The following is a 14,575-nucleotide window of genomic DNA, read 5'->3' as shown; positions in this document are numbered from 1 at the left end:
ACAATGATTTTTTAAGACTTATCATCCAGGATTATGGGTAAATAAAAACATCATTCAGGAGTATGACAATGATAAAAACAACGCTCTGGCGTCAGGTGGTCATCGCTGCGTTGCTGGCGGGCGGCAGTTTTACCGTTGCGGCAGATCCCGCCCCTCCGCCGGTATCTTATGGCGTAGAGGAAGATGTATTTCACCCGGTCCGCGCTCAGCAGGGGATGGTGGCCTCGGTGGACGCGCTGGCAACGAAGGTAGGCGTGGATATTCTGCGTCAGGGCGGCAACGCGGTCGATGCCGCCGTGGCGGTGGGCTACGCGCTGGCGGTCACCCATCCGCAGGCCGGTAATATCGGCGGCGGCGGGTTTATGATGCTGCGAACCAAAGACGGTAATACCACGGCGATCGACTTCCGCGAGATGGCCCCGGAACAGGCCACCCGGGATATGTTTCTCGACGATCAGGGCAACCCGGACAGCAAGAAATCGCTGACCTCGCATCTGGCTTCCGGCACGCCGGGCACCGTCGCCGGGTTCTCCCTCGCGCTGGAAAAATACGGCACGATGCCGCTCAACAAAGTGATTCGCCCGGCGATTAAGCTGGCCGAAGAGGGCTTCACGGTAAATGATGCGCTGCCCGACGACCTGAAAACCTACGGCAGCGAAGTGATCCCCGACCATGCCAACACCCGGGCTATCTTCTGGAAAAACGGCGAGCCGCTGAAAAAGGGCGATAAGCTGGTGCAAAAACAGCTGGGGAAAAGCCTGGAGCTGATTGCTGAGCTGGGGCCGGATGCCTTCTATAAAGGCGCGATTGCCGACCAGATTGCCGCTGAGATGAAGAATAACGGCGGGCTTATCACCAAAGCGGATCTGGCGAATTACAAAGCGGTCGAACGTACGCCGGTGAGCGGCGAGTATCGCGGCTATCAGGTGTTCTCGATGCCGCCCCCATCGTCCGGGGGCATTCATATCGTGCAGATCCTGAATATCCTCGAAAACTTCGATATGCATAAGTACGGCTTCGGCAGCGCCGACGCCATGCAGGTGATGGCGGAAGCCGAAAAGCACGCCTATGCCGACCGTTCGGAATACCTTGGCGATCCGGACTTCGTCAAGGTGCCGTGGCAGGCGTTGACCAGCAAAGCGTACGCCAAATCGATTGCTGAGCAGATTGATATCAATAAGGCGAAGCCGTCGAGCCAGATTCGCCCCGGTAAGCTGGCGCCGTATGAAAGCAATCAGACCACCCATTTCTCGGTGGTGGATAAGGACGGTAACGCCGTTGCCGTGACCTATACGCTGAATACGACATTTGGAACCGGCATCGTGGCGGGGAACTCCGGCATTCTGCTGAATAATCAGATGGATGATTTCTCAGCTAAACCCGGCGTGCCAAACGTCTACGGGCTGGTGGGCGGTGACGCCAACGCCGTCGAGCCGAAAAAACGTCCGCTGTCGTCGATGTCGCCAACGATTGTGGTGAAAGATGGCAAAACCTGGCTGGTGACCGGTAGCCCCGGCGGCAGCCGCATTATCACCACCGTCCTGCAGATGGTGGTGAATACCATTGATTTCGGAATGAACGTCGCGGAAGCCACCAACGCCCCGCGCTTCCATCATCAATGGCTGCCGGACGAACTGCGTGTAGAGAAGGGATTTAGCCCGGATACGCTGAAGCTGCTGGAGAGCAAAGGGCAGAAAGTGGCGGTGAAAGAGGCGATGGGCAGCACCCAGAGTATTATGGTTGGCCCGGACGGCACGCTGTACGGCGCATCCGATCCGCGTTCCCCGGATGATTTAACGGCAGGGTATTAGGTTTACCCTCACTCCGACCCTCTCCCTGCCGGGAGAGGGTTAGTTGAGCGTCACCCCTTCAGCCGCGCCATAAAGTAGGCATCGACATATTCGCCGTTGCGCAGGGCGTATTGCTTGCCGGTCCCTTCTACAATAAAGCCAAATTTGCGGTAAAGCGCCATCGCGGATGGGTTGTCCGTAAACACGGTTAATTCAATACGATCGACGCGCAGCCAGTTATCACAGAGATTAATCATCTCTCGCATCAGCGCGCTGCCTACGCCACGGCCGTGCGCCTGCGCGGCAACGCTGACGCCAAAGGTCGCCACGTGGCTGCGACGAGGGCTGGGTTCGATGCTGAGCCTGAGGTGGCCCACCACCTGTTCGTCGATTGTCGCGACCAGATGACGGCTACCGGGTTTCGGTAGCAGGCGTTCCTGCCACATTTCCATAGAAGGATGAGGGAGCTGTAGCGTGTCGTGATAGACCTCCGGATGCGCAGTTATCTGGCGTAAAGGTTCAGCATCCCGTGGCTCGGCGTGACGTATCACTATGTCGCTCATTCTTCATTTTCCTTTTTGGGTTAATCGTCCCCTTAAAGATCGCTGACTTTAAAAAAGGGAGCAACGCCTATTTTTTGCAAAAAGAGGTGGACAAGTGCGAATGAGAATGATTATTATTGCTCTGCATTCAGGGAGACCCTTGCGGAAAGCCTGAAAGCACGACATTGCTCACATTGCTTCCAGTATTACTTTAGCCAGCCGGGTGCTGGCTTTTTTTTGCTTTTTTTTCAGCCTGCACCCGAAGACGCTACTGCGCCGCTTCGGCAGTATGCGCTTCCGCTCTCTCTTTCGTTTCTACCGCGGTATCTGTGATGAATCCCACCACGTTGTTCTTTTCCGCGACCGGCGGCAGCACTTCTGCCTGGCCGGAAAAAACGCCGCCCTTGTTAATGGCCAGCGTGCGGTAGGCCAACGTGCCGGTGACCTGGCCGTTCTTATCGATTTCAATCGTCTCGCTGCGGCACTGGCCGAGGATGCAGCCGTCGATAATCAGCTCGCGGCAGGTGATATTTCCCTCGACCAGGCCTCCGGCCATAATCTTAATCTGGCTCTCTTCGGCGTCGATATTGCCGCTTACGGTACCGTAAATATCGACATCTCCCTCGGCGATAATATTGCCGTCAAAGCGGATGCCGCTGGCGATAACCGTGGCGGCAGGTTTGCGGGAAACGGCTAACGGGGATGCGCTGTTGAGTACCGGCGTAGCCACCGTCTGTGGCGTCGCTTCAACGTTTTTATTCTTTTTAAACATATGGTTAATCCGATGATATTGAAAATGAAAAACGAAAGATGACAAGGAGAAAGAGCCCGATAGCCAGGCCAGATACGTGGATTCGCAGCACCAGGCCATCAGGCCAAGCAGCCAAAAGAGAAGGGCGCTATTCAGGGCGATATACTTGCTTTCCATACGAACGAGATGGCTACTCCTTTAGTCATCGTGTTTTGGGAAACGGCGAGCGCGATGCGGCGTCATGTTCCTACGCGCTGGATAAAAAACGTTCTTTTCCCGAGGGCCCTCTTATCCAGAATTTAGGCCGTAGGGTCAATGAATTTGAGCGTTAAATTTTACATTTAAGAATTTGGCACACTTATTGAAGGGGTTAAGTTCGCAGCCAGCTTGCGCTATGGTTAATAGCAGAGACCTAACAAAGGACCGCGTTATGACTTTGCACTGCGCATTTATTGGATTCGGCAAAAGCACCACCCGCTACCATCTTCCCTATGTCCTGCACCGAAAAGACCGCTGGCACGTGGCGCATATCTTTCGCCGCAGCGCAAAGCCAGAGGAACAGGCACCGGTATACTCGCATATTCACTTCACCAGCGACCTCGACGAAGTGCTTAACGATCCGCAGGTCAAGCTGGTGATTGTGTGCACCCAGGCGGACAGCCATTTTGCCTATGCCAAACGGGCGCTGGAGGCGGGCAAAAATGTACTGGTCGAAAAGCCCTTTACCCCGACCCTTGATGAGGCAAAAACGCTATTCGCCCTGGCGAAAAGCAAGGGATTGACGGTCACGCCGTACCAGAATCGTCGCTTCGACTCCTGCTTCCTGACCACGAAGAAAGTGATTGAGAGCGGAAAGCTGGGCGAGATCGTCGAGATTGAAAACCATTTTGACAACTATCGCCCGGTAGATGGAGGGAAACCCGGCCTGCCTCAGGACGGCACGTTTTACGGCCTGGGCGTCCATACCCTGGACCAAATTATCTCCCTGTTCGGTCGCCCGGACCATGTCTCTTACGACATCCGTAGCCTGCGTAACAAGGCCAATCCGGACGATACCTTTGAGGCCCAGCTGTTCTACGGCAACCTGAAGGCGATTGTCAAAACCAGCCATCTGGTGAAGCTGCCCTATCCAAAATTCATCGTCCATGGTCATAAAGGGTCGTTTATTAAATACGGTATCGACCAGCAGGAGACCAGCCTGAAGGCCAATATTATGCCGGGCGAGCCGGGATTCGGCGCGGACGAGACGGTTGGTCTGCTGGAGTACGTCAATGAGGCGGGCGAAACCGTACGGGAAGAGATCCCGCTTGAAACCGGCGACTATGGGCGGGTCTATGATTCGCTGTATGAAACCCTCGTTAACGGTCAGCCAAATTTCGTCAAGGAATCTGACGTTCTCACGAATCTGGAGATCCTCGAACGCGGCTTTGAACAGCCATCTCCAGCTACGATTACCCTTACCCGATAAGCCCTCATGGCTCCTCTGCACTCGTTCATATTTTTTGAACAGAGGAGTCAATTTTCACCCTCTATGATCGCCAGGGGATTGGGTCCACACTTATCCCATCGAAAACATACGGGGGTGCAACATGATCTACTTACGCAAAGCTAACGAACGCGGCCACGCTAACCACGGCTGGCTGGATTCCTGGCATACTTTCTCTTTCGCGAACTATTACGACCCTAACTTTATGGGCTTCTCGGCGCTGCGGGTGATCAATGACGACGTGATTGATGCAGGCCAGGGCTTCGGTACCCATCCGCACAAGGACATGGAAATCCTGACCTACGTGCTGGAAGGGGCCGTTGAGCACCAGGACAGCATGGGGAATAAAGAGCAGGTGCCGGCGGGTGAGTTCCAGATCATGAGCGCGGGTACCGGGATTCGTCACTCGGAGTACAACCCAAGCAACACGGAAAAACTGCATCTGTACCAGATCTGGATTATGCCGGAAAAAAATGGCATCACGCCGCGCTACGAACAGCGCCGCTTTGACGCCGCGCAGGGCAAACAGCTGGTGCTGTCGCCGGATGCCCGCGAAGGTTCGCTGAAGGTGTACCAGGATATGGAACTGTACCGCTGGGCGCTGCTGAAAGATGAGCAGTCGGTGCACCAGATTGCCGCTGAACGGCGGGTGTGGATCCAGGTGGTGAAAGGTGATGTCACCATCAACGGGACGAAGGCCACCACCAGCGATGGCCTGGCCATTTGGGACGAGCAGGCGATTTCCGTACACGCCGACGGCGATAGCGAAATTCTGCTGTTCGATCTGCCGCCCGTCTGATCGTTCTCCGATCGGGTCTAAATAAATTGCGCAACCTTCCCTGATGTTAGGGAAGGTTGCGCTTTGTCCGTGATAAACTGAGAAAATGTTTCCCCGTTGATCGCAGTCAGGACGATGAAAAAGAAAAGACCCGTACTTCAGGATGTAGCCGATCTTGTCGGCGTGACCAAAATGACGGTCAGTCGCTACTTACGTAACCCGGAACAGGTTTCCGAAGCGCTGCGTGGCAAGATTGCCGTTGCTCTCGATGAACTGGGTTATATTCCTAATCGCGCCCCCGACATCCTCTCGAATGCCACCAGCCGCGCTATTGGCGTGCTGCTGCCCTCGTTAACTAACCAGGTTTTCTCAGAAGTGCTGCGCGGTATTGAAAGCGTGACCGACTCTTTCGGTTACCAGACGATGCTGGCGCACTACGGCTATAAGCCGGAAATGGAAGAAAAACGCCTGGAATCCATGCTTTCCTGGAACATTGACGGCCTGATCCTTACCGAACGAACCCATACGCCGCGCACCCTGAAGATGATTGAAGTGGCGGGTATCCCGGTTGTGGAGCTGATGGACAGCCAGTCGCCGTGCCTCGATATCGCCGTCGGCTTTGATAACTTTGAAGCGGCCCGGCAGATGACCGCGGCGATTATCAATCATGGTCACCGTCACGTTGCCTATCTTGGCGCACGTCTTGATGAACGTACTATCATCAAACAGAAGGGGTATGAGCAAGCGATGCTTGATGCCGGAATGACGCCCTACAGCGTGATGGTTGAGCAGTCTTCCTCTTATTCATCGGGGATTGAGCTGATGCGCCAGGCGCGTCGCGAATATCCGCAGCTTGACGGCATTTTCTGTACCAACGATGACCTTGCGGTCGGCGCGGCGTTTGAGTGCCAGCGGCTGGGGCTTAAAATCCCTGACGATATGGCGATTGCCGGTTTCCACGGCCACGATATCGGCCAGGTGATGGAGCCGCGCCTGGCCAGCGTGCTGACGCCGCGCGAGCGGATGGGGCGGATTGGTGCTGAACGTCTGCTGGCGCGTATTCGCGGTGAAGCGGTGACGCCTAAGATGTTAGATTTAGGTTTCACATTGTCACCGGGCGGATCTATTTAAACTGACAAATTTGAAGTAGATCACACATATTCACATCTGGCACGAATGGTTATTGCTTCTCCACAACTCCGGCATGACAATGTTACCGATAACAGTTACCCGTAACAATTAACCTGTACGCCAGTATTCCACGCCGTTAAACGCTGCCAGGCTGCGCGTATGTGTCCAGTGGGAGGAAGCTTTGAGCACGACTAACCATGATCACCACATCTATGTCCTGATGGGCGTTTCCGGCAGCGGCAAATCCGCTGTCGCCAGCGAAGTGGCGCATCAACTGCACGCCGCGTTTCTCGACGGCGACTTTCTGCATCCGCGCAGCAACATCAACAAGATGGCTTCCGGCGAACCGTTAAATGACGATGACCGCACCCCGTGGCTGCAGGCGCTGAACGATGCCGCGTTTGCCATGCAGCGTACCAATAAAGTGTCGCTGATTGTCTGCTCCGCGCTGAAAAAGAGCTACCGCGACATCCTGCGTAAAGGTAACCCGAACCTCTCATTTATCTACCTGAAAGGCGACTTCGAGGTTATCGAACAACGTCTGAAGGCGCGTAAAGGCCACTTCTTTAAAACTCAGATGCTGGTCACGCAGTTTGAAACGCTGCAGGAACCGGGCGCGGATGAAAACGATGTTTTAATCGTCGATATCGACCAGTCATTGGAAGGCGTGGTCGCCAGCACCATTGAGGTGATCAACAAAGGCAGTAAATAGTGAGTACATTAACGCTTGTTTTAACAGCAGTCGGCTCCGTTTTGCTGCTGCTGTTTTTAGTGATGAAGGCGCGTATGCATGCCTTCGTGGCTTTGATGGTGGTTTCTATTGGAGCAGGGCTTTTTTCCGGCATGCCGTTGGACAAGATCGCGGCGACGATGGAAAAAGGCATGGGCGGCACGCTGGGCTTTCTGGCTATCGTCGTCGCGCTGGGGGCTATGTTCGGTAAGATCCTGCATGAAACCGGCGCGGTCGACCAGATTGCCGTTAAGATGCTGAAATCTTTCGGCCACAATCGCGCCCACTATGCGATAGGCCTGGCCGGACTTATCTGCGCGCTGCCGCTGTTTTTCGAAGTGGCGATCGTGCTGCTGATCAGCGTGGCTTTCTCAATGGCGCGCCACACCGGCACCAACCTGGTGAAGCTGGTGATCCCGCTGTTTGCTGGCGTAGCCGCTGCGGCCGCGTTCCTGCTGCCGGGGCCCGCGCCGATGCTGCTGGCCTCGCAGATGCACGCCGACTTTGGCTGGATGATCCTGATTGGCCTGTGCGCCGCGATCCCGGGGATGATTATCGCCGGACCGCTGTGGGGTAACTTTATCAGCCGTTACGTTGAGCTGCATATTCCGGACGATATTAGCGAGCCGCACCTCGGCGAAGGCAAAATGCCGTCATTCGGCTTCAGCCTGTCGCTGATTCTGCTGCCGCTGGTGCTGGTTGGCCTGAAAACCATCGCCGCGCGCTTTGTGCCGGAAGGCTCTACCGCCTACGAATGGTTTGAGTTTATCGGCCATCCGTTTACCGCGATTCTGGTGGCGTGCCTGGTGGCTATCTATGGCCTGGCGGTACGTCAGGGGATGGCCAAAGATCGGGTGATGGAGATTTGCGGTCATGCGCTCCAGCCTGCGGGCATTATCCTGCTGGTCATCGGTGCGGGCGGCGTGTTCAAACAGGTGCTGGTCGACTCTGGCGTCGGTCCTGCCCTCGGCGAAGCGTTGACCGGTATGGGCCTGCCGATTGCCATCACCTGCTTCGTGCTGGCGGCGGCGGTGCGTATTATTCAGGGCTCCGCGACCGTTGCCTGCCTGACGGCCGTTGGGCTGGTGATGCCGGTTATCGAACAGCTGCACTACAGCGGCGCGCAGATGGCGGCGCTCTCTATCTGCATCGCCGGCGGCTCTATTGTCGTCAGCCACGTTAACGACGCGGGCTTCTGGCTGTTCGGTAAGTTTACCGGCGCGACCGAAGCGCAAACGCTGAAGACCTGGACGATGATGGAAACCATCCTCGGCACCGTAGGGGCGATTGTCGGCATGATTGCGTTTACGCTATTGAGTTAAACGACAAAGTGAAACACCCGGCGGAGCGAGGCGATGCCGGGTTAATTTTTCCGCTCTACTTATATCGAAAACCCTTAGCTTTACCCCTCTCCCGAGCTGCCACTATCAGAAATACGATAAACGTCATACGGCTCACAAACCCGCGCCACGCCTGGCTTTAACCGGTTTGGTTAGCAAGAGTAAAACAACCGAATTTCTGCCGTAATTCATAATCCTGATCAATAAAATAGCGGCGGAAAATATTTCCTTCGCGATATAAATTCCCTGATAATTATTAGGGTATTCCGGGGGGCCAGCGACGGCTGCCGCTATGCAAAATTAGTTACGTTACTGATTGCCTGGCAATCATTGATTAATTTCACTTGCGACTTTAGCTGCATTTTGTAATGTGAAGGACTAACCAGTAGGAAACTGGCCTGGAACAAACAGCACACACCTCGCAGGAATACGTTATGAAAAATGTTGGTTTTATCGGCTGGCGCGGAATGGTCGGCTCTGTCCTCATGCAACGCATGGTTGAAGAGCGCGATTTTGATGCCATTCGCCCTGTTTTTTTCTCCACCTCCCAGCTGGGGCAGCCTGCTCCATCTTTTGGTGGCAGTACCGGTGGCACGCTTCAGGATGCATTCGATCTGGAAGCACTGAAGGCGCTGGACATTATTGTCACGTGTCAGGGCGGCGATTACACCAACGATATTTACCCGAAGCTGCGTGAAAGCGGCTGGCAGGGCTACTGGATTGACGCCGCCTCTTCGCTGCGCATGAAAGACGACGCCATCATCATTCTCGACCCGGTGAACCAGGACGTTATCACCGCCGGTCTGAACAACGGCGTTAAAACCTTTGTCGGCGGCAACTGTACCGTCAGCCTGATGCTGATGTCTCTCGGCGGCCTGTTTGCTCAGGATCTGGTTGAGTGGGTTAGCGTGGCGACTTATCAGGCGGCTTCCGGCGGTGGTGCGCGGCATATGCGCGAGCTGCTGACCCAGATGGGCCAGCTGCACAGCCATGTTGCGGCTGAGCTGGCGGATCCGGCTTCCGCGATCCTGGATATTGAACGCAAGGTCACCTCGTTGACCCGCAGCGGCGAGCTGGCGGTAGACAACTTTGGCGTTCCTCTGGCGGGCAGCCTGATCCCATGGATCGACAAACAGCTGGATAACGGCCAGAGCCGTGAAGAGTGGAAAGGCCAGGCGGAGACCAACAAAATTCTCGCGACCGCCTCACCGATTCCGGTAGACGGCCTGTGCGTTCGCGTTGGCGCGCTGCGCTGCCATAGCCAGGCGTTCACCATCAAGCTGAAAAAAGAAGTTTCTATTCCGACCGTTGAGGAACTGCTGGCCGCGCATAACCCGTGGGCCAAAGTGGTACCGAACGATCGTGATATCACCATGCGTGAGCTGACTCCGGCTGCCGTTACCGGCACCCTGACCACCCCGGTGGGTCGCCTGCGTAAACTGAACATGGGGCCGGAGTATCTGTCGGCCTTCACCGTTGGTGACCAGCTGCTGTGGGGGGCCGCCGAGCCGCTCCGCCGCATGCTAAGACAGCTGGCGTAGTCGTCACAAGATGAGAAAAGGGGTGTTGAAACACCCCTTTTTTTTGCGTAATACAAGGAGTAAACGCGAATGTTAGATTTTTCCCAACGGAGGTAACTCAGCCTTGGCTATGCTTTAAGTAAGGAGTCACGATGTCTCCTTACCTGAAGGTGGGACGGAGCAGGGGGACGCATAACGTGCTGCGCCGTTCAGGTCAAAAAAAAGTCGCCGGATACAGGAAAGGGCGACACCTACAACAGGATGAAACCATGTCTAATCGTATTGATAAGGACGTGATTAATGCGCTTATCGCCGGCCATTTTGCGGATCCTTTTTCCGTGCTTGGCATGCATTACACCGACGCCGGGCTGGAAGTTCGTGCATTATTACCCGATGCCACCGATGTGTGGGTCATTGAACCAAAAACCGGACGCAAAGTCGGCAAGCTGGAATGCCTCGACTCGCGCGGTTTCTTCAGCGGCGTTCTGCCGCGTCGTAAAAATCCTTTTCGCTATCAGCTGGCCGTCACCTGGCACGGGCAGCAGAACCTGATTGATGACCCGTACCGTTTTGGTCCGCTGTTGCAGGATCTCGATGTCTGGCTGCTGTCGGAAGGCACGCATCTGCGTCCTTATGAAACGCTGGGCGCGCATGCCGATACCATGGACGGCGTGGTCGGTACGCGTTTCTCCGTATGGGCGCCGAATGCCCGCCGGGTATCGGTCGTCGGCCAGTTTAACTACTGGGACGGCCGCCGCCACCCGATGCGCCTGCGTAAAGAGTCCGGCATCTGGGAGCTGTTTGTTCCCGGCGCGCTGAACGGCCAGCTGTATAAATTCGAGCTTATCGATGCCCACGGCAACCTGCGGGTGAAGTCCGATCCTTACGCTTTTGAAGCGCAAATGCGCCCGGAGAGCGCCTCGCTCATCTGCGGGCTGCCGGAAAAGGTCGCACAGCCGCCGGAGCGCAAGCAGGCTAACCAGTTTGATGCGCCGATCTCGATTTATGAAGTACACCTCGGCTCCTGGCGCCGCCACACCGATAATAACTTCTGGCTGAGCTATCGCGAGCTTGCCGACCAGCTGGTCCCGTATGCCAAATGGATGGGCTTTACCCACCTCGAACTGCTGCCGGTTAACGAGCATCCGTTTGACGGCAGCTGGGGCTACCAGCCGACCGGGCTGTACGCGCCCACCCGTCGCTTCGGTACCCGGGAGGATTTCCGCTACTTTATCAACGCCGCGCACGCCGCGGGGCTTAACGTTATTCTGGACTGGGTGCCTGGCCATTTTCCGGCGGATGACTTTGCGCTCGCCTCGTTTGACGGCACCTCGCTGTATGAACATAGCGACCCGCGCGAAGGCTACCATCAGGACTGGAACACCCTGATTTACAACTACGGCCGCCGCGAGGTCAGCAATTACCTGGTCGGCAATGCGCTGTACTGGATCGAACGCTTCGGCATTGACGCGCTGCGGGTTGATGCGGTGGCGTCGATGATTTATCGCGACTACAGCCGCAAGCAGGGCGAGTGGGTGCCGAACGAATTCGGCGGTCGGGAAAACCTTGAAGCGATTGAGTTTCTGCGCAATACCAACCGCGTGCTGGGCGAACAGACGCCGGGCGCGGTAACCATGGCGGAAGAGTCGACCGATTTTCCCGGCGTTTCCCGTCCTTCCTCCACCGGCGGGCTGGGTTTCTGGTTCAAGTGGAACCTCGGCTGGATGCACGACACCCTCGACTACATGAAGCTGGACCCGGTGCATCGCCGTCATCATCACGACAAGATGACCTTCGGTATGCTCTACAACTACACCGAAAACTTTGTCCTGCCGCTCTCTCATGATGAAGTGGTGCACGGCAAAAAATCGATACTCGACCGCATGCCGGGCGACGCCTGGCAGAAGTTCGCTAACCTGCGCGCCTACTACGGCTGGCTGTTTGCCTTCCCGGGTAAAAAGCTGCTGTTTATGGGCAATGAGTTTGCTCAGGGGCGCGAATGGAACCACGACGCAAGCCTCGACTGGCATCTGCTGGAAGGCGGCGATAACTGGCACCACGGCGTCCAGCGGCTGGTGCGCGACCTCAACCATACCTATCGTCACCATAAAGCGCTGCACGAGCTGGATTTCGATCCCTACGGCTTCGAATGGCTGGTGGTGGACGACCATGAGCGTTCGGTATTTATCTTTGTTCGTCGCGACAGGGCGGGCAATGAAATTATCGTCGCCAGCAACTTCACCCCGGTCCCGCGTCATGAGTACCGTTTTGGCATCAACCAGCCCGGCCGCTGGCGTGAAGAGCTCAACACCGACTCCATGCATTACCACGGCAGCAACACCGGCAACGGCGGCGTCGTTGAGAGCGACCCGATCGCCAGCCACGGTCGTGAACACTCCCTCTCCATTACGCTGCCTCCGCTGGCGACGGTGTGGCTGGTGCGGGAGGCGCAATGATCGCACTCGCGGCAGGACAGCCCGCGCCTTTAGGGGCCAGCTACGACGGTAAGGGCGTGAATTTCGCGCTCTTTTCCGCCCACGCGGAGCGGGTGGAACTCTGCGTGTTTGACGAGCAGGGTAATGAACGGCGCGTCGACCTGCCCGCGCGCAGCGGCGATATCTGGCACGGCTGGCTCGCCGATGTCGGGCCTGGCCTGCGCTACGGCTACCGCGTCCACGGGCCCTGGGACCCAACGCAAGGGCACCGCTTCAACCCGGCGAAGCTGCTGCTTGACCCCTGCTGCCATCACGTGGAGGGTGGGCTGCCTGACGATGAGCGTCTCCACGGCGGCGACTTCGCTCCCGACAACCGCGACAGCGCAGCGATAGCGCCGAAGTCGCGGGTGATCGACCTGCATTACGACTGGCGCGGCGATAAGCCGCCGCGCACGCCGTGGGGCCAGACGGTGATTTATGAAGCCCACGTCAAGGGGCTGACGTATCTGCACCCCGATCTGCCGGAGAATATCCGCGGCACCTATAAAGCGCTTGGTCATCCGGTGATGATCGATTACTTCCGCATGCTGGGCATTACTGCACTAGAGTTAATGCCGGTGGCGCAGTTCGCCAGCGAACCGCGCCTTCAGCGGATGGGGTTAAGCAACTATTGGGGCTACAACCCGCTGGCGATTTTCGCCCTCGACACGCGCTACGCCAGCGCGCCGGAGCAGGCGTTAAACGAGTTTCGCGATGCGGTAAAAGCGCTGCATGCGGCGGGCATCGAAGTGATCCTTGACGTGGTGCTGAACCATAGCGCGGAGATAGACCTGGAAGGGCCGACCTTCTCCCTGCGCGGAATCGATAACCGTAGCTATTATTGGATCAGGGAAGACGGCGATTACCACAACTGGACCGGCTGCGGGAACACCCTCAACCTCAGCCACCCCGGCGTGGTGGAGTATGCCCGCCAGTGCCTGCGTTTTTGGGTTGACGAGTGCCACGTTGACGGCTTTCGTTTCGACCTCGCCTCGGTGATGGGGCGGACGCCGGCGTTTCGTCAGGATGCGCCGCTGTTTGAGGCCATCCGTAACGACCCGCGTCTGGCGGAGGTCAAGCTGATCGCGGAACCCTGGGATATCGGCCCGGGCGGCTACCAGGTGGGTAACTTTCCGCCGCTGTTCGCCGAGTGGAACGACCATTTCCGCGATACCGCGCGTCGATTCTGGCTGCAGCAGAACGTCTCGCTGGGCGACTTCGCTCAGCGTTTTGCCGCATCCAGCGACGTTTTTCAGCGTAACGGCAGAGCGCCTTCGGCGGCGGTTAACCTGGTCACCGCGCACGATGGTTTCACCCTGCGCGACTGCGTTTGTTTCAATCAGAAACATAATGAGGCAAACGGGGAGGAGAATCGCGATGGGACTAACAATAACTACAGCAACAATCATGGTATAGAAGGATTAGAAGGGAGTCTTGCCGTGATTGAACGGCGCCGTGCCAGCGTTCACGCTCTTCTGGCGACGCTACTGCTGGCGCAGGGAACGCCGATGCTGCTGGCGGGTGACGAACACGGTCACAGCCAGCATGGCAACAACAATGCTTACTGTCAGGACAATGCGTTGACCTGGCTGGACTGGAACCATACTAACCGCGGGCTGACCGCGTTCACCGCCGCGTTAATTCATCTGCGCCAGCGGGTTCCGGCTTTAACCGAGAATCGCTGGTGGCAGGAGGGAGACGGCAGCGTTCGCTGGTTAAACCAACATGCGCAGCCGCTGTCCGCCGATGAATGGCAGCACGGTGCGCCGCGTATGCAGATCATATTGTCCGATCGCTGGCTGATGGCGCTCAACGCCACCGCCGAGGTGGCAGAGATGGTTTTACCCGCGGGGGAATGGCGCGCCATTCCACCTTTCGCCGGAGAGGATAATCCGGTCACTATAGCTGTCTGGCATGGGCCCGCGCACGGAGTGTGCGTATTTCAAAGGTCGTAACCTCGGGGCTTCCGGTTGGTCTCGAAGCGGCGGCGCGACGAGAAGGGCAGGCAAGCTGGGGAGTAAAAAAGGAGTTAA

The 14,575-nt window shown here is 56.8% G+C and carries 11 protein-coding genes; 9 read left to right on the top strand and 2 right to left on the bottom strand.

Annotation, left to right across the window (positions count from 1 at the left end; translation table 11 throughout):
• Positions 1-68 precede the first annotated feature (68 nt).
• A complete protein-coding gene (gene ggt / locus CDA56_RS13180) occupies positions 69-1,811 on the top strand; it encodes a gamma-glutamyltransferase (RefSeq protein WP_104011369.1) in 1,743 nt (580 codons plus the stop codon).
• Positions 1,812-1,861: 50 nt separating this feature from the next.
• On the opposite strand, the gene yhhY is transcribed toward ggt, so the two are convergent.
• Both yhhY and CDA56_RS13170 read right to left on the bottom strand, forming a co-directional pair.
• Positions 1,862-2,353, bottom strand: coding sequence for an N-acetyltransferase (yhhY, locus tag CDA56_RS13175; protein WP_025107856.1), 492 nt, complete (start codon positions 2,351-2,353; stop codon positions 1,862-1,864).
• Positions 2,354-2,600: 247 nt separating this feature from the next.
• The gene (locus tag CDA56_RS13170; RefSeq protein ID WP_242446367.1) at positions 2,601-3,104 is read right to left on the bottom strand and encodes a bactofilin family protein; all 504 of its coding nucleotides are present in this window, start codon (positions 3,102-3,104) and stop codon (positions 2,601-2,603) included.
• 409 nt (positions 3,105-3,513) lie between these two features.
• Between CDA56_RS13170 and CDA56_RS13165 the strand changes: the two genes are divergently transcribed.
• The 8 genes from CDA56_RS13165 (at position 3,514) to glgX (ending at position 14,497) form a co-directional block, all read left to right on the top strand.
• A complete protein-coding gene (locus CDA56_RS13165) occupies positions 3,514-4,551 on the top strand; it encodes an oxidoreductase (RefSeq protein WP_102803176.1) in 1,038 nt (345 codons plus the stop codon).
• A 121-nt stretch (positions 4,552-4,672) separates the two neighbouring features.
• Positions 4,673-5,368 (top strand): pirin family protein, encoded by a 696-nt coding sequence (locus CDA56_RS13160; RefSeq protein WP_025107853.1) that lies wholly within the window; start codon positions 4,673-4,675, stop codon positions 5,366-5,368.
• Between the two features lie 114 nt (positions 5,369-5,482).
• Positions 5,483-6,478, top strand: coding sequence for a gluconate operon transcriptional repressor GntR (gene gntR, locus CDA56_RS13155; protein ID WP_004106498.1), 996 nt, complete (start codon positions 5,483-5,485; stop codon positions 6,476-6,478).
• Positions 6,479-6,659: 181 nt separating this feature from the next.
• Entirely contained in the window at positions 6,660-7,190 is a 531-nt protein-coding gene (gene gntK, locus CDA56_RS13150; RefSeq protein WP_004854998.1) for a gluconokinase, read from the top strand.
• Complete coding sequence (gene gntU / locus CDA56_RS13145; RefSeq protein ID WP_014227075.1) at positions 7,190-8,530, top strand: gluconate transporter; 1,341 nt, start codon at positions 7,190-7,192, stop codon at positions 8,528-8,530. Before gntK ends, gntU begins: the two co-directional genes overlap by 1 nt.
• A gap of 452 nt (positions 8,531-8,982) precedes the next feature.
• On the top strand, positions 8,983-10,089 hold the full coding sequence (gene asd, locus CDA56_RS13140) for an aspartate-semialdehyde dehydrogenase (RefSeq protein WP_102803175.1): 1,107 nt from the start codon (positions 8,983-8,985) through the stop codon (positions 10,087-10,089).
• A gap of 248 nt (positions 10,090-10,337) precedes the next feature.
• Positions 10,338-12,524: a 1,4-alpha-glucan branching enzyme gene (gene glgB / locus CDA56_RS13135; protein ID WP_014227074.1), complete on the top strand. Its 2,187-nt coding sequence runs from the start codon at positions 10,338-10,340 to the stop codon at positions 12,522-12,524.
• Entirely contained in the window at positions 12,521-14,497 is a 1,977-nt protein-coding gene (gene glgX / locus CDA56_RS13130) for a glycogen debranching protein GlgX (protein ID WP_102803174.1), read from the top strand. The genes glgB and glgX overlap by 4 nt, the downstream gene beginning before the upstream one ends.
• Positions 14,498-14,575: the final 78 nt, after the last annotated feature.

Source organism: Klebsiella michiganensis, assembly GCF_002925905.1.
GTDB lineage: Bacteria > Pseudomonadota > Gammaproteobacteria > Enterobacterales > Enterobacteriaceae > Klebsiella > Klebsiella michiganensis.
The sequence above is the reverse complement of the archived record's forward strand: the minus strand, read 5'-3'. Positions and strand labels throughout refer to the sequence as shown.

Bases quoted from the DNA above. Each gene is read 5' to 3' on its own strand.
- asd (WP_102803175.1), top strand. From the start codon at position 8,983: ATGAAAAATGTTGGTTTTATCGGCTGGCGCGGAATGGTCGGCTCTGTC.
- CDA56_RS13170 (WP_242446367.1), bottom strand. From the start codon at position 3,104: ATGTTTAAAAAGAATAAAAACGTTGAAGCGACGCCACAGACGGTGGCT.
- yhhY (WP_025107856.1), bottom strand. From the start codon at position 2,353: ATGAGCGACATAGTGATACGTCACGCCGAGCCACGGGATGCTGAACCT.
- CDA56_RS13165 (WP_102803176.1), top strand. From the start codon at position 3,514: ATGACTTTGCACTGCGCATTTATTGGATTCGGCAAAAGCACCACCCGC.
- CDA56_RS13160 (WP_025107853.1), top strand. From the start codon at position 4,673: ATGATCTACTTACGCAAAGCTAACGAACGCGGCCACGCTAACCACGGC.
- glgX (WP_102803174.1), top strand. From the start codon at position 12,521: ATGATCGCACTCGCGGCAGGACAGCCCGCGCCTTTAGGGGCCAGCTAC.
- glgB (WP_014227074.1), top strand. From the start codon at position 10,338: ATGTCTAATCGTATTGATAAGGACGTGATTAATGCGCTTATCGCCGGC.
- ggt (WP_104011369.1), top strand. From the start codon at position 69: ATGATAAAAACAACGCTCTGGCGTCAGGTGGTCATCGCTGCGTTGCTG.
- gntR (WP_004106498.1), top strand. From the start codon at position 5,483: ATGAAAAAGAAAAGACCCGTACTTCAGGATGTAGCCGATCTTGTCGGC.